At 41.1% G+C, this 21129-nt stretch carries 17 protein-coding genes; 9 read left to right on the top strand and 8 right to left on the bottom strand.

What is annotated here, in order from left to right; genetic code table 11:
* Nucleotides 1-22: 22 nt before the first annotated feature.
* The 4 genes from AC5JMF_RS12900 to AC5JMF_RS12885 form a co-directional block, all read right to left on the bottom strand.
* On the bottom strand, nt 23-1234 hold the full coding sequence (locus AC5JMF_RS12900; protein ID WP_495796119.1) for an aspartate aminotransferase: 1212 nt from the start codon (nt 1232-1234) through the stop codon (nt 23-25).
* A gap of 68 nt (nt 1235-1302) precedes the next feature.
* Nucleotides 1303-2478: an iron-containing alcohol dehydrogenase family protein gene (locus tag AC5JMF_RS12895; protein WP_495796118.1), complete on the bottom strand. Its 1176-nt coding sequence runs from the start codon at nt 2476-2478 to the stop codon at nt 1303-1305.
* A 438-nt stretch (nt 2479-2916) separates the two neighbouring features.
* A complete protein-coding gene (locus tag AC5JMF_RS12890) occupies nt 2917-3438 on the bottom strand; it encodes a Ycf51 family protein (protein WP_495796117.1) in 522 nt (173 codons plus the stop codon).
* Nucleotides 3439-3742: 304 nt separating this feature from the next.
* The gene (locus AC5JMF_RS12885; protein ID WP_495796116.1) at nt 3743-4696 is read right to left on the bottom strand and encodes an RsmB/NOP family class I SAM-dependent RNA methyltransferase; all 954 of its coding nucleotides are present in this window, start codon (nt 4694-4696) and stop codon (nt 3743-3745) included.
* A gap of 443 nt (nt 4697-5139) precedes the next feature.
* Between AC5JMF_RS12885 and AC5JMF_RS12880 the strand changes: the two genes are divergently transcribed.
* Both AC5JMF_RS12880 and AC5JMF_RS12875 read left to right on the top strand, forming a co-directional pair.
* Nucleotides 5140-6567, top strand: a complete 1428-nt coding sequence (locus AC5JMF_RS12880; protein WP_495796115.1) for a DUF2157 domain-containing protein — start codon at nt 5140-5142, stop codon at nt 6565-6567.
* A 257-nt stretch (nt 6568-6824) separates the two neighbouring features.
* A complete protein-coding gene (locus AC5JMF_RS12875; protein WP_495796114.1) occupies nt 6825-7538 on the top strand; it encodes a GDYXXLXY domain-containing protein in 714 nt (237 codons plus the stop codon).
* A 103-nt stretch (nt 7539-7641) separates the two neighbouring features.
* Here AC5JMF_RS12875 and AC5JMF_RS12870 read toward each other — a convergent pair whose 3' ends face one another.
* The 3 genes from AC5JMF_RS12870 to AC5JMF_RS12860 form a co-directional block, all read right to left on the bottom strand.
* Nucleotides 7642-7881, bottom strand: coding sequence for a hypothetical protein (locus AC5JMF_RS12870; RefSeq protein ID WP_495796136.1), 240 nt, complete (start codon nt 7879-7881; stop codon nt 7642-7644).
* Nucleotides 7882-8841: 960 nt separating this feature from the next.
* Nucleotides 8842-9045, bottom strand: coding sequence for a hypothetical protein (locus tag AC5JMF_RS12865; protein ID WP_495796113.1), 204 nt, complete (start codon nt 9043-9045; stop codon nt 8842-8844).
* Between the two features lie 292 nt (nt 9046-9337).
* Nucleotides 9338-10309 (bottom strand): CHAD domain-containing protein, encoded by a 972-nt coding sequence (locus AC5JMF_RS12860; RefSeq protein ID WP_495796112.1) that lies wholly within the window; start codon nt 10307-10309, stop codon nt 9338-9340.
* Between the two features lie 292 nt (nt 10310-10601).
* Here AC5JMF_RS12860 and AC5JMF_RS12855 point away from each other — a divergent pair, with 292 nt between their 5' ends.
* The 4 genes from AC5JMF_RS12855 to AC5JMF_RS12840 all read left to right on the top strand — a co-directional run bounded on the left by AC5JMF_RS12855 (nt 10602) and on the right by AC5JMF_RS12840 (nt 16197).
* Nucleotides 10602-11681: a DUF3616 domain-containing protein gene (locus AC5JMF_RS12855; RefSeq protein ID WP_495796111.1), complete on the top strand. Its 1080-nt coding sequence runs from the start codon at nt 10602-10604 to the stop codon at nt 11679-11681.
* A 209-nt stretch (nt 11682-11890) separates the two neighbouring features.
* Complete coding sequence (gene hemC / locus AC5JMF_RS12850; protein ID WP_495796110.1) at nt 11891-12862, top strand: hydroxymethylbilane synthase; 972 nt, start codon at nt 11891-11893, stop codon at nt 12860-12862.
* A gap of 122 nt (nt 12863-12984) precedes the next feature.
* On the top strand, nt 12985-14418 hold the full coding sequence (gene glgA, locus AC5JMF_RS12845) for a glycogen synthase GlgA (RefSeq protein WP_495796109.1): 1434 nt from the start codon (nt 12985-12987) through the stop codon (nt 14416-14418).
* A 192-nt stretch (nt 14419-14610) separates the two neighbouring features.
* Complete coding sequence (locus AC5JMF_RS12840) at nt 14611-16197, top strand: B12-binding domain-containing radical SAM protein (RefSeq protein ID WP_495796108.1); 1587 nt, start codon at nt 14611-14613, stop codon at nt 16195-16197.
* A gap of 164 nt (nt 16198-16361) precedes the next feature.
* On the opposite strand, the gene AC5JMF_RS12835 is transcribed toward AC5JMF_RS12840, so the two are convergent.
* A complete protein-coding gene (locus tag AC5JMF_RS12835) occupies nt 16362-17288 on the bottom strand; it encodes a phosphodiester glycosidase family protein (RefSeq protein ID WP_495796107.1) in 927 nt (308 codons plus the stop codon).
* A 2-nt stretch (nt 17289-17290) separates the two neighbouring features.
* Here AC5JMF_RS12835 and AC5JMF_RS12830 point away from each other — a divergent pair, with 2 nt between their 5' ends.
* The 3 genes from AC5JMF_RS12830 to AC5JMF_RS12820 all read left to right on the top strand — a co-directional run bounded on the left by AC5JMF_RS12830 (nt 17291) and on the right by AC5JMF_RS12820 (nt 21066).
* Nucleotides 17291-17713 (top strand): RpnC/YadD family protein, encoded by a 423-nt coding sequence (locus AC5JMF_RS12830; RefSeq protein ID WP_495796106.1) that lies wholly within the window; start codon nt 17291-17293, stop codon nt 17711-17713.
* A gap of 700 nt (nt 17714-18413) precedes the next feature.
* Entirely contained in the window at nt 18414-18980 is a 567-nt protein-coding gene (locus AC5JMF_RS12825) for an ABC transporter permease (protein ID WP_495796105.1), read from the top strand.
* A gap of 241 nt (nt 18981-19221) precedes the next feature.
* Nucleotides 19222-21066, top strand: coding sequence for a protein kinase domain-containing protein (locus AC5JMF_RS12820; RefSeq protein WP_495796104.1), 1845 nt, complete (start codon nt 19222-19224; stop codon nt 21064-21066).
* Nucleotides 21067-21129 lie beyond the last annotated feature (63 nt).

The raw sequence follows: 21129 nt of genomic DNA, 5'->3' as shown, positions 1-21129 counted from the left end.
GATGTTTTTTAGCTTACTATCTCTATTCTGATACAGACACTACAGCTTCAGGGCAATAACGGATACCAGCTTGCTTGAAGCGACGTAAAACTTCACCCAAGCGATCGCAGTCTGCAATTAAACTTATCCGCACATACCCTTCACCTGCAACCCCAAAGGCGTTACCAGGGGTGAGGACAACACCAGTTTGTTGCAATACATTAAGAGCAAAATCTGTAGAACCCATACCCACAGGACACTTAACCCAGAGATACATCGTTGCCTTGGTTTTGGGAACATCCCACCCCAACTTTGCTAACCCTTGAATTAAAAAATCGCGGCGGGTACGGTAACGTTGCTGTACTTCATGCAAATATACATCTGGTAGTTGTAAGGCGGTTTCGGCTGCTGTTTGCAAGGCGGCAAAAATGCCATAATCCAAGTTAGTTTTTAGCGTCCGCAAACCTTGAATGATATGGCGATTTCCAACTACAAACCCGACACGCCAGCCAGCCATATTATAGGTTTTAGATAAGGTGTGAAATTCTACGCCAATTTCTTTTGCACCAGGGATTTCTAGCAAGCTAGTGGGTTGATAACCATCAAAAGCTAACTCGGCGTAACATAAATCATGCACTAAGAGAATTTCATGCTTGCGGGCAAAGGCGACGATTTCCTCAAAAAATTCGCGGGGTGCGGTGGCGGCGGTGGGATTACTAGGATAATTAAAATAAAGAATTTTGGCTTGTTGGGCCACTTCATCAGCAATAGCAGCTAAATCAATCAACCAGTCGTTTTCTGGTTTGAGAATCAAGCTGTGGACTTTGCCGCCTGCAATCACAGGGCCACGAAAATGGGCAGGATAGGCGGGAGAAGGAACCAGAACTAAATCGCCAGGGTTGATATAAGCTATTGCTAGATGGCTCAATCCCTCCTTAGAACCGAGTAGAGGCAAGGCCTCGCTGTCGGGATCGAGAACAACATCATAACGGCGACGATACCAGTTAGTGATTGCCCGTCGGAAACTCGCAGTACCTTCAAAGGGTGGATAACCGTGATTGGCGGGATTTTGCAAAGCAGCAATTGCCGCCTCTACCACTGGTTGCGGTGTCGCACCATCAGGATTTCCCATGCCCAAATCAATTAAATCCAACCCTTGATCCCGTGCCTTAGCTTTTAACTCATCTAAACGAGCAAACACATAGGGAGGCAGTTTTTGTATACGTTCTGCTGGGACGATCCAATCCAAACTCATTGAGACCCTACTTTCCTGATACGGTTAACTTATATATCAAAATCATGCTACTTAAAACATCAAGCAATTTATTCTTTGATTTCATCACTAATTACTTGATTCGAGACTCGATTGATCGGATCTCGGCTTTCTATTGGTGCAGTGGTAGAAACCATTGCTGCCATCAATTGCTCTAGTGCAACTCTAAATGGTAGTCGATGGATATCAGAATTGGGAGCTAAAGCGATTTGGGCGGCTGTTTGCAACTCACTTAAAGTTATGTTGTCCATCCCTAAATCGCTTAATTTTTGTGGCAGTCCAATCTCTGCGTAGAACTTTAATAGCTGTTGCCGTGCCGATGCTGCTAATTGATTGCCTTGGATCATTTCTTCTAAACGCAGTTGTACCAAGATGCCAAAAGCGACTTTCTCACCATGGATACTGCCGTGTCCGCAAATGTGAGTTAAACCATTATGTACGGCGTGGGCGGCAACGGTGCGGCACTGCGCCCCTCCCAGTCCCCCGATGACTCCGGCGAGTAGGACGGTAGCATCCACTACTTCTTGCCAAACTTCGCCGCCTGGTTCGCTCAAGGCGGCTGCTGATTTTTGCAGTAGGATATCCCGTAAAACTCGTGCTTGTTGCACTGCGGCAATGGTTAGGGTTTGTTGCAAGTGTCCGCTGCTAACTGAGGCTTCATACCACTTAGCGATCGCATCCCCAATTCCGGCGATTAAAGTATGTTGTGGTGCTGTTTGAATTAACTCATAATCGAGTATCACTAAATTGGGGCACTGAGATAGCGTCACATCGTAAAGAAATGCTCCTGCCTGGGAATAAACATTTGACAGGGCAGTCCAAGCCGCACAAGTAGCACCCGAAGTAGGAATTGTCACTACTGGTAACTGCAACTGATGCGCGACTAATTTAGCTGTATCCAGCGCTTTACCGCCACCAACACCGATAATCACATCAGCTTTATGTTCTTTAGCTGCCTTCTTTAAAGATTTCAGACTGGCTTCGCTGCAATCTGCACCATAGGAAGCTAAAGATGTATGTAATTGTGACGTTTCTAGAGCAGGTTGCAAACTCTCTGTGGCGATCGCCAGAGTGCGATCACCTGCCACAATTAGAGGACGACTCCCCAAACGAGCAATCTCTCCTGTGGCTGCTTGTAACACACCAGAACCACGGATTACCTTTGCTGGGGCAACCGTAAAGACAGATAATAAACTAGGGGTTTGAGTAGGAAATTTATTAGGCATATCATCTAGTTTGCCAAAAATCTTGACATTTCTTAATCAAATTAGACTGATAGTGAGGAATTCTTGTTGCCACAGTAATTTTTGGATGGCTAGACTTTCAAGGCGGCTGTCAGCTTGCTGACCATTAGCCTTAAATTCCGAACTATCAAAATTTTAAATAACCGTATAATCAAATCAGATTACCACTCTTAGATTTCTCAGGCAAAGCTATCGATGGTTGATGGATAGTCATTTGTCAATCGTCTTTTGCGAGTTGTTTTTCCATTGACCACTGACAACTGAAGTTAACCATTACCGACATGCTTGTGGAATCGTGAAAGTTTTAATATCTTAATCTAAAGATAGCATTTACTGTATCTGTAAATACAAAAAAAATTGTTGTGCTGGTATATGGGGAATTGGGAATGGTTATTTCTCCCTCATCCCCCTCATCCCCTCCTAAGCAGTAGGCTTTGGCAGTTGAGCAAACTTGTCAGGATAAATTTCAATGGACATTTGAGCATCTTCACGGGCAATGAGCGATCGCTTCACTTGGCCCAGGTAAACTGGTATAGAAATCCCTGGTTCTGGGTGAGTAATGGCACGGGCACGAATTGTTAATTGATTGTCGCCGCGCATACCTAAACGGCCAGGAGAATAGAGATTAATGGCTGCTTGCCGCAGAGTTGCTTCTAACTGTGTGGGAGTAATTGTTGGTGCTATGGCAATTACTGTTTGTGTAGAACCATTATCATAAACTCGTGTAAACTTCACAGCTCCTGGAACCACAGTACGGCTCAAAGGAACCAAAGACAGTGCAAATAAACCACTTGTTAAAACCACCATAAAGCCTGTCGTACCCACTAGCCGAAAGCGGATACCCCACTTAAGAATAAAACCCAAGACTGCCAGGGCTGCAAGTACCAAGGTAGCGATACCAGACCATTGGGTGTATTGAATAAAGTCAGCTGTTGTGAGCATAAAGTTTGACTACTGAGGCGTTTTTTTATTACCGACACACTCATTTTACCGACTGCTTAGGGACTTCTAAATAAACATACCATCGCTTTTAGGGCAGGGCTGACAGGTGTAGGTTTTTAATATTTTGCGTTTTGATTGACGCGGGGACGGGGGGACGTGGGGACGCACAGAAAGATTTCGGAACGGAAAAATAGGCTTTTTCGGATTGAATGTAAAATACCTACACCTGTGAGGGCAGGGGGCAGGGGAAGCAGAGGGAAAAATAACAAACACCAATTCCCAATTCCCCATTCCCCATTCCCTTTCATTGATTTTGGAAAATGTACATTGAAGAGATTACATCCAAATCTACTTTTTCGCCTTCATTTTCATCAGTATTTTTCAACAGCACTGTAAATGCACCAGCACCTAATCTATCTTGAGGAAACATGCGATAACAGGGTATTTTAGTTAAATGCGATTGATATTTTGACAAATAACTAATTTCTATAGCTTGAAAATGAGGAAATCGTTCTAAAAGCCATTCACAAACTTGCTCATTCTCTTCCGGTGAATAAGTACAGGTCATATAAGCTAGATAGCTTTGTGGTGCAACAATTTTTGCAGAGTTAGCTATGATCCTTTTTTGCCGATTTGCACTCTTATTAATCGCGATTGGATGAAAACATCCAGGTGCTTTTTCACCTTTGGCTAGTAAAGATTGTCCTGTACAAGGAGCATCTACTATTACTAGATTACTTGAAAATGATATCAGCTCTCCAAAAACGCTTGAGTCTCGATTCACTACAACACTAGGGGCAATATGGCAACGCTTCAAGTTGGAAATTAGCATTCCTAAACGTTTACCAATTACTTCATTACTAATAAGTAAATCAGGTTGTAAAGCTTTCCAAGCAAAGACACTTTTTCCTCCTGGGGCTGCACACATATCAAAAGCTAAGCTGATTTGGTGAGGAATTGTTAACAATGTCGCAGCCGCAAACACGGAAGAAAAATCCAAACAATAGAAATATCCTTGTTCATGTAGGGGATGCTGACCGGGTTTTTCGCCAAATTGAAGACGGTCTATAAATGGCGGTTGCCAAGATGTTGGTATTTCTACTAAAAAAGGCGAAATATCTGGCTTTTGTTTACACCAAAGAATACAAGGTTGAAAAGGCTGGGGATGTATTAAAGCCTGAATAAATATTTCTTGTTCCTCTGAATTTGTAAATAAGCGCCGCGAAAGTTTAAGTAATAAATTAGAAGGTTTTTCCATATAGATATGTAAATATTTCTGTTGTATCAAAATACAAATAAAACTGTTACACAAGAACAATGCAATCTAGGCTTTTGGCTGCATACTAAAAACACAATCACCAAAATACAGCAAGGTAACGCTTAACAGGGAACAGGATTAAAAGTCTTTTTTTACATGACTTTGTTCTTAAAACTTCTACCTCATTCACTCGCAATCTGCTGTAAGTTTGAAGTTTAAAAAGATTACAGTCTTTTTGGTGAGTCAAGAGTCAACAAAACTCTCAATTTGAGAATGCTGACTTTTGATTTTATACAGTGAGGCGGAGTGAGAGTTGAAATTTTACCCATTATCCTGCAAACGATCGCCAAACTACTAGCCTACCAAGTTAAAACTAACGCAGGGAATTTTTAGACTCTCCTGGTGTCTTTGCGTCAATCCCAAATCACGCACCGGAGAAGGTCATGAACTCAGATAATTTTCGCCAGAAGTTACGCCAAGAATCACAACTTTGGCGCGATGAAGGACTCATCAGTTCATCGCAATATCAACAAATAGCAGATCGTTATCAATTTAATAGCCTGGAAGCTGCTGCACGCGATCGCTTTATTGTCATCGTCACAGCTGTAGGCAGCATACTTTTGTGCTTGGGCATAACTACCTTTGTAGCAGCAAACTGGCAAGCATGGTCACGAGAAGTTAAGTTTATCCTGCTCATGAGTTTGTTTTTCTCGATTACCATCACTGGTTTTTACACCTGGCGCAACTCTGCACCAGGTAATAGCGAAGGCAAAAAGCCACAAAAAAGCCAAAGGCTACTAGGAGAAGGATTGCTCATTTTAAGCGCTTTTATTTTAGGTGCAAATTTAGCGCTGATGGCTCAAATGTTCAATATTGAGGGTTCTACCTCCCCACTATTTCTGGCTTGGGGATTAGGTGTTTTGGTCATGGCGTACAGTTTGGGCTTAAATTCTTTAGGGATTTTAGCAATTATCCTTGTAGAAATTGGTTATTGGACAGGACTAGGAGACTTGTGGTACTCTTCTGGTGAAGCAAATTGGGCACGACTAGTGGTGCAACACATGCCCTTGCTGTCATGGCTGTTGTTTGTACCCTTAGCATATTTTTGTCGATCGCGTTGGATTTTTGGTCTAGCAGCATTTGTATTTGCTAGTTCTCTGCAAGCCAATCTTAATCCTCTACCACTTTTGAACTACGCTAATGTAGCGCCTTGGGTGGCATCTTTTGCATTTGCACTCCCACCTGCATTATTCTGGAGTTATGATGACTTGCTGTTTCCAACCATAAATTACAGGTTGTTTCAATTCTTGGCTCGTAATTTAGCGTTGGTAAGTTTTGGGCTAGTCTTCTATATCCTGTCTTTTCGTTGGGTTTGGCAATCTCCAGATTATGCTTATAATCAGCCAGCAACTCTAACGAACTTATTCCAGTCTCTGCCGATTATTGATTTGGGAATTCTCAGCGGTTTGGCAGTCTTGCAGTGGTTGTATCTGCTGCGTCACAGGAATAACCCTCCACGCCGAGAAGTAGTTTTCACGACAGCTCTCATTACTGCGTTTCTATTCATCATCGTCTTAGTACCTTTTTGGCATCAAGCTGTTAGCCGCATTGATGAACTTGGCATTTTTAGCTTCAACATACTTTTGGCAACATTATCCTGGGGATTAATTCAAGAAGGATTGAAGTTAAGCAACAGACGCTCATTTTGGGGTGGGATGTTACTGTTTAACCTACAAATTATCAGTCGAATACTAGAATACGACACAGACCTACTTTTCAAATCCCTAGTTTTTGTCTTGTGTGGTTCTGGTTTAATCAGTGCTGGACTTTGGTTTGAACGCCGCCTGTCTGCCGCTGCAAGCAAGAAATAGGAGTGGGGGCAGGGGGAGAAATAACAAACACCAATTCCCCACTCCCCGCTCCTTTCAAGGGTAGGTTTTTCATATTCAGTCTGAAAAAACCTATTTTTTCGTTCCGAAATCTTTCTCCGCGTCCCCGCGTCCCCGCGTCCCCACGTCAACCAAAACGCGAAATCTAAAAAACCTACCCATAAGAGACTCCCCACTCCCCACTCTCTGCGTCAGTCCTAAACGATTACGATTCTCTACTTTTGACTAGGACTACGCTCATGACTAATAAATCCTCAGAACCTCAAAAGAAAACCTTGACTCCCGAAGCTGAATTTTCGGAAAAGCTGACTTTTCGGGATTACTTAATTGCCACTGAACAGAAAGCAAATAAGCCTCTACCATTTTGGCGGCTAACAGTTCCGTTAATGATTCAAACGGGTCTGATTATGGCAGTACCGACTCAGGCTATGTATACAGACGTGACTGGTAGGACGGTAATTTTGCAAACTGTACCTATGGTTCCCAACCAAGTTCTGCAAGGCAACTCTTTATCGTTAGATTACAACATATCGCGTGTCTCAACTTTGAGAAGACTATCCGGTTGGGAAGCATGGGCAAGAAGCCATCGCGGTAGCGGTAGACGATTAATTGAAGGAAGCAACTTGTATGTGATTTTACAAGAACAACAATCTTTTAGTCGTGGTGTTCCTAGAGCTTGGAGACCATTACGAGTAACTAGCGATCGCCCTACTTCTCTAGCTGCTAATCAGGTAGCTTTAAAAGGCGTTTACGAGAATGGCTCTATCAACTACGGCTTAGATACATATTACATGTCAGAAAACCAACGGCAGCAAATTAGTAACGATATTTCACGAGCTAGGCAAAACCGTAGAGGACAATTACCACCCATGGTGGTGAAGGTAAAAGTAGACCCACAGGGTAACGCTGTACCCATGAGTATGTGGGTGCGCGATCGCAATTATCGTTTCTAACCAATTCGTAATTTTGGGATTTAAGTCCCCCACCAATGGTTAAATTTAGTGGTTTTAAATTAGTTAGGGTTTAAATCCCCAACTAATTTAATTACGAATTACTTTAATCTTCTTGCCGTAAATGCCATGCGGCACCGCAAGCGGCACCAGTTCCAGCTAGCAAACCAGTACTCATTCCTTGAAAAGTTTTTTCTATGGGGTCTTGAGTTAGACACTCATTAGTCACTTTGCTATCTTGCAAACAGAGATTGCTTTCTGCCCAACCAGCAGTACCCCCTAAAATTACACCAGTCACACTACAAGAAACAACAAGCAACAGAAGACGTTGAATTTTTCTATCCATAGATGGATGTGTCAAGTATGAGAGTAGTAATTGATTCTCAACTACTTTACACATCTTGGCTGCAAATGTCAGCATCATATGAAATTTTGCTAATCTACCGGGTCATTTCCTCAACCACATGATCAAGGAGATAGGGGAAATAGATGTAGGTTTTTGAAATTTGAGGTTTTGATTGACGGGGAGACGCGCTTAGAGACTTCCAACTAAAAAAATATCCTATCGCTTTGGGGAGCAGGGGAGGAAGAATCTTATAATCATCTTCGCTCTCAAAATTGGCTAATTTATTTTCTGGAATTCCCTTAAAGATTTCAAAATGAAAAAATAGGCTTTTTCGAGTGAATGTGAAAAACTACACTTGTGAGTCTCAAAATTAAGAATGTATCGCACGCGACTGAAAACTGTTAAATATTTCAGTCAATAGTTTCTACTTTTTTATACACGAAAAAGCACTTGAGAATTTTGCCTGCTCAAGTGCTTCCCCGTACATTTTTATACCAATCCACTAGTTTGCTGCAATACTTTAAATCTGCAATACTTCCTGAGGAGGAGTACAGCAAGGCTAATTTGTAACAAACATTTGGTGAAATGGTATCACTCCTTGCACTAACTTAGAATATCTCTTTGGTAATAAAATAATAAATCTAGTGAGTGACAGTTTGTTAACTGACCTAGTTACAAACAACTCACTAAAGATGGTAATGAACAAGACTGACTAGAACTGTAGCAGAATCAGGACTGTAGTATAAAAAAATATAATATTTCACTAATTGCCTACGTCTTATGAACAAAAGGGTCAACGGAGCAATAAGCAAAATATTGTAGTATGAGCTACTAAGCTTCTTTGGTAAATACACCACGCTGGGAATTAGGAATTGGCTTCTCCTGTCGGAGACGCTACGCGTAGCAAGATCCCGTTCGCGTTAGCGCCTCCAAAGGAGAAAGGTACGACTTCGCTCAGCCTCATTGAACTTGCAACGCCATCTTATAGTTGACTTGGTTGAGATAAATCGGTATTTTAGTAGATGCTGAAATTAGTTTGTAGTATTCTAAATATTGATTTGAGCGAAAAGCGATCGCCAATTCACATTTCCTACTGCGATTCTGATGAATCGGCAGTTTGGCAACTATTGAAAAAATAATTTTGTTATCTTGAACCTTATACAAGGTGTATTTGCACTTTCAAGCTATCTGGACGGGCTTCAACCCGTCTTTATTTATCACTATGCTGTTGGGCAGGGAACATCTGGGAAACCAAAACTAAAAAGCGAAACGCAGCGGCTTTAGAATCCCCGCCATAAATGAGCGGGGAGAGGTCAAATTCCCCAGAAAATACCCGTATTGTGCAAATCCCGCAAAGCGGTGTGTATGTTTTGTCGTTAGAAGCTTCTATTCAATTGACCAATAATAAAGGACAATCATCATGAGTGATTGTGCAGTTTACATGTGTTTTAGCTGACTATAAAATCGGGTGCAGTATTGTTAAATGAAAGCTATGTCTAGTATCTGCTTTCAAATAGCGCTCTTGCAAGGGTTGCCACTGCTGCCACATTTGATAACGATTTTCGGCTAACAAATTAGCAAGCGTTGGTAACTGAGTGTGAATTTCTGAGTCGAAGACATCCATCAGCCACTCAGCTAAAACTACACTATCTTGCATCGTACCCAAAATCTCTTGGATATTTTTTATCTCTGTAATGTAAGCTGCGTAAGACTCACCGTATAAGTCAGTGAATAACTCCATTTGATAACGTATACGTTTGGCCTGTTTTCGCAAACTATGAAGAATTTCACCTTCTTTTGTCAATTCTGCTTCTAGTTTTTCCTGTTGCCAGTTTCTCTGGATTTTGACTTCAGATTCTTCTATATAAGTACCAACTAGCCAACCTGGATGTAGCAGGAAATTGCTGACTTCTGGCAAAAGTAAATCTGGTAGTACTTTCCCAATATCAACAGATGCTAGCTGTCGATAGCTAGGTTTTTCTAACCAATCCTTCAACGCCTCTTTTAAAGATTTGTAAGGTTCATCCTTTAAGGTTTTTTGCACACTAGAAAGTACATCTTCACGTTGTTTAGTTAAAGCGGCAAAAGCTGTTTGTAAAGAGTCTTGTTCTTTATGAGATAAATGTGGTTTGTAATTAGTTTGCAAACTTTCTTTCAGCACATCTAAATCTCGGAGATTACCAAGACGACGGGCTATTTTACCGATATTTTTATCAGTGACTGGCTTAGGAAAATCCAAAGCTATTTCAAATCTACTGACAGCTGTACGTAGACGACGCATTCCCACTCGCATTTGATGCAGCGCTTCTGGATCTTCATCTTTCTTTACTGATTTTTCCCATTTCAAGGTTTTCTTAAAATGTTTTTGAATCGCTTGGCAGGCGTAGTCTCCTAGAGTTTTTATTGTAGGCTCTGTGGCTAATTTCATAATCGTAAGTAATGACTTGCTATCATCAGGTCATTGCATAATAACATTAGTTAAAAGCATATATCTATATATCTTTTTATTTTTAATTCACCAATTATTAATTGATATTATTATAATAATTAATACTTGTTAAATTGAGAGAGATGCAAGAACTGTTAAAGGTATAAATCTTGTATTTTTTGTATAAAATTGCATATATCTGAAGATTTTGCAAGATTATTTGCTATCTAGTATTAAATCACACTTTAGAATAACATAATTAACGTCTTCTTAACCAGAGAGATAATGTAAAATGCTGAATTCATCCTTGCTCAATCAAGTTATTTTAACATTTGTCAACAATTTTAAAGAACATAGAGAAGACCTATCGACAGTGTTACTAACACACCAGAAGTATTTGTGGTTAGCATCGGATGAAACTTCAACTATTGAACGTCTGTCTTTAATTGAGGGTAATAAATTTACAGAACATCAACAATTTCGAGTAGCAGAATTTATCAGTTTACCCGGCTCAGAAGAGGAAGAAATTGATATTGAAGGGCTTGCATACGCTGATTATTACTTATGGTTTATTGGTTCTCATAGCTACAAACGTAAAAAATCTAAACCGGATAATACTGATATCAAAAATTTGAAAAGACTGGCAAAAATTGAATCGGAAGCTAACCGTTACCTCTTAGGACGGATTCCGCTGATCGATGGTAAATTATTGTCATCTTGTCAACACCCGGAAAATCCAAATGTAAAGTTAAATGCAGCTAAACTCGAAGTGATCAACCAAGGTAACTTACTGATGACTGCCTTGGCAAATGATCCTCATTTAGGCTTTTTTGTGAAAGCAGCAATTCCTGGAAAAGAAAACGGCTTTGATATTGAAGGAATAGCCATCTATCAAAACCGGATTTTTTTAGGTTTGCGTGGCCCTGTATTACGGGGTTGGGCTATGATGCTAGAAATCGAATTAAAGGATTCTACCGCCGGATTGTTGACACTACGCCCAATTGGCAACGAAAAAGAACTGTATAAAAAGCATTTTCTCTGGTTGAATGGTTTAGGAATTCGGGATTTGTGTGTAGATGGCGAAAATTTATTAATTCTAGCTGGGCCGACGATGGATTTAGATGGGCCAGTGCAGGTCTATTGTTTGAAAAATGGTGTCAATATACGAGAGAATGTCTTCAGCAATCCTGAGTTTGTGCAAGATATTCCTTATGGAAATCGAGACGACCATGCTGAGGGAATTACGCTATTTCAGGATGTAGTTGGTGTACCTTCGTTATTAGTAGTGTATGACTCTCCAGCAAAATCTCGCTTGGTGGATGATGACAGCGTGATAGCGGACGTCTTTAAGCTGAGTCAGTGCCAATCTTGAACAGCTTTCGCTATATGTCTTAGCTCCCTTCCCACTCTAAGATTACCTAACTAGACCATAAATATTTATTTATTCCCTTTCTTTATGAACAAATGTAAAGAGAATAAATATAAACTTGACCAAAAATTAGGCGATCGCCATCAAGTACGTACCTCACTGCGGTAGTCTAGATGAGAGTGAAATTATCGCCCGGTTTGACATATTGTTTTATGACTTCAGTTGTTTCTAGTCCCCCGCGCACTATTCGCATTGGTTCACGCAAAAGCCAGCTAGCTCTTGTTCAGACACATTGGGTAAAAGAGCAGCTCCAGAAAAGCTTTCCTAATATCACTTTTGAAGTCCACACGATGTCTACCCAAGGCGACAAAATCCTGGATGTAGCATTAGCGAAGATTGGGGATAAAGGATTATTTACTAAAGAATTGGAAGTTGGAATGCTCAATCAAGAGATTGACTTTGCAGTTCATTCCCTCAAAGATTTACCAACTAACTTACCCCCAGGTTTAACACTAGCAGCAATCACAGAACGGGAAAATCCCGCAGATGCACTGGTGTTGCACGAAAAGTATAAAGGTCAACAAATCGATACTCTACCAGCAGGGGCGGTCATCGGTACATCTTCCTTACGGCGACTAGCACAGCTACGTCACCAATTCCCCCACTTCACCTTTAAAGATGTGCGGGGAAACTTGAACACACGCATGTCCAAGCTGGATGCAGGTGAGTACGACGCCTTAATTTTAGCAGTAGCAGGCCTAGAACGATTAGGGATGAGCGATCGCGTTCATCAAATTTTACCCAAAGAAGTTTCGCTTCATGCCGTTGGTCAAGGAGCATTAGGTATAGAATGCCGTGCTGATGATACTGAGTTAATCTCTTTACTCAAAGCCATCGAACATCCCGAAACACGCGATTGCTGTCTTGCCGAAAGATCCTTCTTGCGCGATTTAGAAGGAGGCTGTCAAGTACCCATCGGTGTTAATACGGAAATTAGTGGTAATAATTTAACCTTAACGGGGATAGTCGCCAGCGTTGATGGTCAACACCTAGTTAAAGATACCGTGACTGGTGCAGCCAGAGATGCTGAAGCACTGGGTACAGAACTAGCAGATCGTCTACGGCAACAAGGAGCGCAGGAAATTTTAGATAAAATCTTTACTGAGATCCAACGTGGTTCTTAAACTTTTGAACAAGTAGATGTGATTAGATAAGTAATCAGTGAGCAGTAATTCAGTAAATCGAGAAAAACTGATAACTGATAACTGATAACTGTATAAGCAGAACCGGGGAAGCAAAAATTACCATGCGGATTCTATTTGTTGCAGCAGAAGCAGCTCCCATTGCAAAAGTAGGGGGAATGGGTGATGTTGTCGGAGCGTTGCCTAAAGTATTGAGAGAAATGGGGCATGATGTGCGGATATTCCTGCCTTATTACGGCTTCCTGCCAGACAAAATGGAAGTGCCTCAAGAACCCATCTGGCGGGGATATGCCATGTTCCAGGACTTTGCAGTCTACGAAACTGTTCTGCCTGGTAGTGATGTTCCCTTGTATCTATTTGGACATCCTGCTTTTATACCCCGTCGCATCTACTCTGGAGAAGACGAAGATTGGCGATTTACCTTGTTTGCCAACGGTGCAGCCGAATTTTGCTGGAACTACTGGAAACCAGAAATTGTCCACTGTCACGATTGGCATACCGGAATGATTCCCGTGTGGATGCATCAAGATCCAGATATCACCTGTGTATTTACCATTCATAACCTGGCTTATCAAGGGCCGTGGCGTTGGTATTTGGAGAAAATTACCTGGTGTCCTTGGTATATGCAAGGACACAACACCATGGCAGCAGCAGTACAATATGCTGACAGAGTAAACACAGTTTCTCCCACTTATGCCGAGCAAATCAAAACACCTGCTTACGGTGAACAAATAGAAGGGTTACTATCTTTTATCAGCGGTAAATTATCTGGGATTATCAACGGAATCGATACCGAAGTATATAACCCAGCAAATGATAAATATATTGCTCAAACCTTCACTAGCGATACCTTAGAGAAACGCAAAGCTAACAAAATCGCTTTACAAGAAGAAGTAGGATTAGAAGTAAATTCCAGTGCCTTTTTAATTGGCATGGTGACACGGCTAGTAGAGCAAAAAGGCTTGGATTTAGTCATACAAATCCTGGATCGTTTTATGTCTTATACAGATGCACAGTTTGTATTGTTAGGGACAGGCGATCGCTACTACGAAACCCAAATGTGGCAATTAGCATCCCGCTTTCCTGGACGCATGGCAACTTACTTACTGTATAACGATCCCCTGTCACGTCGCATCTACGCTGGCACTGACGCCTTCTTGATGCCCAGCCGTTTTGAACCCTGCGGTATCAGCCAAATGATGGCTTTGCGTTACGGTTCTGTACCAATCGTTCGTCGTACAGGCGGATTAGTTGATACCGTATCACATCACGACCCCGTAAACGCAGCAGGTACTGGTTATTGCTTTGATCGCTACGAGCCACTAGATTTATTTACCTGCATGATCAGGGCTTGGGAAGGCTTCCGCTACAAACCCCAATGGCAGGAACTACAAAAACGTGGCATGAGTCAAGACTTCAGCTGGTATCAATCTGCCAAGCAGTATGTCAAGCTATATCGGTCACTCTATGGTTTGCCAGAAGAAGAACATACTCCACAACCAGAGTTAGTCTTAGAAACCTCCACAGCCGCTACATAACAACAAATGCAACAGTGCTGAGTAAGCTAGAAAGTACTCAGCACTGTTTGAGCGATCGCCAAGACCATACTGGTAAAGTTTTAGATTAAGATGAAAAATTAACAGGCAGATAAAACAACTTTAAGAAAAAGTCAATAAGTCTTTATTTTCGCTAGAGTGGGATAACAATCAAAGTGTGAGGATTGATACTAAATGCGAGTTTTGTTAGTATATCCAATATTTCCCAAAACCTTTTGGTCATACGAGAAAATCTTGGCATTAGTGAATCGCAAGGTTTTGTTACCGCCTTTAGGTTTAGTCACAGTAGCAGCAATCTTACCCCAAGAATGGGAATTCAAGCTGGTAGATCGCAACATTCGCCCAGCCACTGAAGCAGAATGGGCATGGGCAGATGTGGTAATTTTCTCTGCCATGATTGTCCAAAAACAAGATTTACTTGAGCAAATCCAAGAAGCCAAAAGACGTGGTAAGTTAGTCGCTGTTGGTGGCCCCTACCCCACATCAACACCTAACAACGTTCAAGATGTCGGTGCTGATTTTCTAATTCTGGATGAAGGGGAAATCACCCTGCCCATGTTTGTTGAAGCGATTCAACGGGGAGAAACCTCTGGCACATTCCGCACCACAGAAAAACCCGATGTCACAAACACACCAATACCCCGCTTTGATTTATTGGAATTTGACGCCTACGATATGATGTCGGTGCAATTTTCTCGTGGGTGTCCATTTCAATGCGAATTTTGCGACATTATTGTCCTGTATGGGCGTAAACCCCGTACCAAAACCCCAGCACAACTGTTGGCAGAGTTAGATTATCTCTACGAATTGGGTTGGCGGCGGGGCGTGTTCATGGTAGACGACAACTTTATTGGCAACAAACGTAACGTGAAGTTGTTACTCAAAGAGTTGAAAGTCTGGATGGCAGAACACAAATATCCCTTCCGATTTGACACCGAAGCATCGATTGATTTAGCCCAAGATCCAGAATTAATGGAGTTGATGGTTGAGTCTGGTTTCGCGGCGGTGTTTTTAGGAATTGAAACACCGGATGAGGATAGTTTGCAACTGACTAAAAAGTTTCAAAACACCCGTAGTTCTCTAACTGACGCCGTGCAAACCATCATCAAAGCTGGATTGCGCCCCATGGCTGGGTTTATTATTGGCTTTGATGGCGAAAAAGCCGGCGCAGGCGATCGCATCGTTCGCTTTGCCGAACAAGCCGCTATTCCCTCTACTACCTTTGCCATGTTGCAAGCATTACCCAACACTGCATTGTGGCATCGTCTGAAAAAAGAAGGACGACTGCGAGAAAATCAAGACGGTAACATCAACCAAACAACGTTGATGAACTTCATCGCCACACGTCCTTTGGAAGATATTGCTAGAGAATATGTTGAAGCTTTTTGTGCTTTATATGACCCAGTGTGCTATTTAGATCGTACCTATCGCTGCTTCATGATGATGGGTTCACCAAACTGGAAAGCACCATTCAAAATGCCAGAGTGGGTAGTTGTTAAAGCATTACTAATTGTTATTTGGCGACAAGGCATTAAACGAGAAACCCGTTGGAAATTCTGGCATCATTTGTTTAGCATTATTAAGCATAATCCAGGAGTTGCAGAGCATTACCTCTCAAGTTGCGCTCATAATGAGCATTTTCTAGAATATCGCCAAATAGTGCGCGATCAAATAGAAAGTCAGCTAGCTGAATATTTAGCCCAGGGTGCAGAAAAACCATATGTACTAGTGGAAGCGAAAGCAGAAGCATTAGGGGTGTAGGGGAGATGAGGGGGATGAGGGGGATGAGGGGGATGAGGGAGATGAGGGAGTAATTTTCTACGCGTCCCCGCGTCCCCGCGTCCCCGCGTCCCCGCGTCCATTCCCAATTCCCAATTCCCCATTCCCAACCTACGCGACAGTATAGTATTCAAGCGAACAAGATATCATTTTTTATAAATCAAAAACACCGAACCAATTGACCCCAAATTTTCCACATAAATTTTATTGTTGTAATACAATCCTGGAGACATCCCACCATCAAATAACATTCCTTCTTGAATGTTTCCCAAACAGTTATTACGAGCAATACCATTCAGCACATCATCAAACATTTCTGGTAATAACTCTTGATTAATAGAAGATGACTCTATCTCAGAATTCGCTTTCGCATCATTTACTAACAGTATTACATATCCTTGATTTGTCACAGCTACCATCGAGCGATTAGTCGCACTTTTACAAGCAAACTCACCCAAATCTTGACAAATATCTTTAAATTTACCCTGACGATAAAACCTGCCATTACCTCCTACTAAATTGTAGTTAAGAATATTATTTTTTCTTCTTCCAGCTTGGATTGTAGCTTGCCGCTGCTGCGGTGTACCTCCAGATATCCCAAACGAAGAACGCTTATTTCTAAAGTCTCCTGAATACTCCACTCCCCGCGAAATATTTAATCCTTGTGGTTGATCATCTGTATCTATATAGTCAGCATTAATCGCTGCGATCGCGGCTTGTCCATTTAATTTGGAATTCCCATCACTGATGAGTTCACGAAACTGTTTTGGGACATATTCTTTACGCAGCCTGCCTCTAGCATCTTTAGCGTATAACTTGTGAGCTAAACCAACATTAACTTTAAAATCTAATGCTGGGGATTGAGGATTAAAAATAATTACATGGTTGATACCTTTTTTACTTTTTTCACCTCGGTTATTGGTTTTAAAAAATTCAAGGCTGAATTTAGCATCTTTACCAGAACAACTTTTAGATGCTTGGGCGATAGAATTTGCTTTTATTGCTTGACATCCTGATAATAAGCTGCCTGTCACTATCAAGATAAATAATAAAATTAACTTTTTTGTGGACATGTGTGAATAAATTAGAATTCCAAACGCTACCAAGATCCAGTCCTGCGATCGATTTTCGGATGCTAGATTACTATACGCGACTCAAGCGAGAATATAAATGCCAAATTGAGCAGGTTGTAATTTTTTTACAGCAAACTACCTCAGAAATCGTCTTTAAGCAAGAGTATATAGATACCAACACTAAACATAGCTATCGAGTCATCCGGTTATGGGAGCAAGATCCGACAATACTTCTAGCTCACCCTGCTCTTTTACCACTAGTTACCTTGGCTCGTAATGACTCACCCAACATTTTGTTAGAACAAGTCGCAGAGCAGATCGATATGATTGAAGAAACAATAGAGCGACAAAATATATCAGCTTGTACACAAATCCTGGCTGGTTTGCGGTTCAACAAAAATTTAATTCAACAATTATTAGCTTGAATTTTGTAGTGGCGTGTTTAGCCTGAAATGATGCAATAAACTCTGTAGTGGCGTGTCTAGCCTTAAATGTTGCAAAAAAATTGTAGGTTGGATTGAGGAACGAAACCTAACATGGATATAGGTGTTGGGTTTGACTCCGTACCCTATGGGATCTTGCTACAACCCAACCTACATCTATTAAATCTAATACACCAAAATAGCTAAAACAGTCCACTAGCTATTTACAGTAGATCGCAGGTAACTGAGGTACAAGTGTTAAGAACAAATTCATATAAAAAAAGACTTTTAACCCGTTCCGTGGGTTTAAGTCCCTATTACAAAACTTAATCACGAATTACGTTAGCGTTAGCGAAGCGGTAGCGATAGCGTAGCGTAAAGCCTGCGGCATAGCTTCGCTTAGAGCGAGTCATCGAGCGTCGGTACGAGCGTCAGCGGTAGCGACGAAGGAGCGTCATTACGAATTACGAATTATTTAACCCTATTCCCTGCTGTATATTTTTAATTTACTTTTTATAGCTTATTAGTTAATGACAACCTCAAGTAATAAATTATAGAAATTTTATTTATTTTTTTAATTAGCCTTTGGTTTTCTGATAAATTTAATGGAAGTAGATTTTCACATTTTCTTAGTGTTTGTCTATCTTGTTACTTTTTGTGATTGCCGCAGTATTTCCTAGACCTTCTAATTGAGAACTGAGGCATGGAACCTAGTATATTTTTGGATGTCTTAGCGAGTCTACAAAGATTATTTGTAGGCTATGTCCCAGCTGCTGTTTTAGGTAGTTTCGTTGGATATTTAATAGGTATAAATGACACAATTTATCAAGCATTTAGACGGATATTTCAAATTCCGCATAGTTTCCCTCCCATAGCATTATTACCTATTACACTCACAGCATTTAGAGAAAACGAACCTGCCGCCATCATCATAGTTTTTCTGGGAACTCTCTGGACAATTATTATTAATACGGCGATAGGTATGCGACATTTTCGTAGACAAGAAAATAACTTTCGAGTAGCTATTTTTCATACATTTCATGCTCTGAAAGTTGGTATTTGGGTAGCATGGTTTACAGTAATTGCTACGGAAATGTTGATAGGCCCAAAAGGATTAGGTTTTCTCGCCTGGGATGGTTATAAATCTGGCAATGCTAATAACGTCCTTGAGGCAATACTTTATATTGGTATTATTGGTTTTTCGTTGGATCAGTTATTAGATGTTACTGGAAACATTCTGTCGCAAATGGTCTCAGATGGGAAAAAATAGATGTGTTTTGGAAATTGGGAGAATTGAATATTAAGCTGATGTACTTTTAAGTTGCATTATTCGGATTGCTAGAAAGCAGCAAAGACGCGGAGATTTACATCTTGCATCTAGCAGTTAACGTTGATTGAATTTACCATCTGTAGCATTTGTAATTGGTATAAAATTAATATGGTAAGCTAGTAAAATCTAATTAAAATTATGCAGTAAAAAACCTTGTACTTAGTGACGCAAAATTTTACAAATGCTGTTAAATAATCGCTACCGAGTGATTCAGGCGTTGGGAAGCGGTGGATTTGGTGAGACTTTCCTCGCAGAAGATACTCAAATGCCCTCCAGTCGGCGCTGCGTCATTAAACAGCTTAAACCAATTCAAAATAACACTCAGATATACCAACTGGTGCAAGAACGGTTTCAGCGAGAAGCAGCTATTTTAGAAGATTTAAGCGGTTCTACTGACCAGATTCCCTCATTGTATGCCTATTTTCAGTCAGAAGGTCAGTTCTACGTGGTGCAAGAGTGGGTTGAAGGTGACACCCTGACAGCCAAAATTCAACAACAAGGATTATTGAGTGAAAGTGCAGTTCGGAAAATATTAGTTAGCTTATTACCAGTTTTGGGGTATGTCCACTCTCAGCGGATTGTTCACCGTGACATCAAGCCAGATAACATTATTTTGCGCCGTCGCGATGGCAAACCAGTGCTGATAGATTTCGGTGCAGTGCGGGAATCAATGGGAACAGTGGTGAATTCTCAAGGATTACCTACTAGTTCAATTGTGATTGGCACGCCGGGATATATGCCTAGTGAACAAGCCGCAGGTAGACCAGTTTATTCGAGTGATTTATATAGTTTAGGCATGACTGCCATTTATCTCCTAACGGGGAGACAACCACAGGAAATTGAGACAGATCCCCGAACCGGAGAAATTGTTTGGCGTCAACACGCTTTGAATGTTAGCCCTACATTAGCAATGGTAATTGACCGAGCGATCGCCTATCATCCACGCGATCGCTACCCTACAGCCAAAGAAATGCTAGAAGCCTTGCAAAATGAACCTCCATCAGTAGCAACACCCCAAAACATAGTTTCTGTTAGTTCACCGACTTCCCCTCAAAGAGCAAATCAAAGCAATCGACGTAGAATCTTTGTAGGTAGTTTAATGACTGGTTGTTTGATTGGTGCTGGGGTAATTATTGGTTTGGCTATCAACAACAACCAACAACTACAACCAGTAGCACAGTCCACACCTACATCTAGTAAACAAGCCACAATTGCTCAAGAACCCCAAGACACTGCACCAATAGTCACACCCCAACCAACTCCGAGTTTTTCTAATTCTTCTCCCACAGCAATTTCTAGCGAAACCCCTGCCGCTGAACAACCAACATCAACACAAGCTGGCAAACCTTATTTGGGTATTCAGATGGTGACGCTGACACCAGAAGTTAAAGAAAAAATCAATAAACAATTTGGCGATCGCATCAATATTACAACAGATAGTGGAGTTTTATTAGTTCAGATTGTCCCCAACTCTCCAGCATCTATCGCCGGATTACAACCTGGTGACGTGATTCGCAGTATTAATAATCAACCTGTTACTAAACTTGAAGAAATAATCAAGTTAATTGAAAACAGTACAATTGGCAGCCCTTTACTAATCGAAATAGAACGTAATAGGCAGCTTTTCAAAGTGACAGTTACTCCTACATCATTGCCAGCACAAAGCGAGCCAACACAAACTGGTAAACCTTATTTGGGTATTCAGATGGTGACGCTGACACCAGAAGTTAAAGAAAAAATCAATAAACAATTTGGCGATCGCATCAATATTACAACAGATAGTGGAGTTTTATTAGTTCAGATTGTCCCCAACTCTCCAGCATCTATCGCCGGATTACAACCTGGTGACGTGATTCGCAGTATTAATAATCAACCTGTTACTAAACTTGAAGAAATAATCAAGTTAATTGAAAACAGTACAATTGGCAGCCCTTTACTAATCGAAATAGAACGTAGTAGGCAGCTTTTCAAAGTGACAGTTACTCCTACATCATTGCCAACACAAACTGATAAACCATCACCATAAGCGGCTATTTAAATAATTCGTAATTCGTAATTCGTAATTCGTAATGACGCGACGCTCCTGTGT

The organism is Desmonostoc vinosum (genome assembly GCF_059505385.1).
The sequence above is the reverse complement of the archived record's forward strand: the minus strand, read 5'-3'. Positions and strand labels throughout refer to the sequence as shown.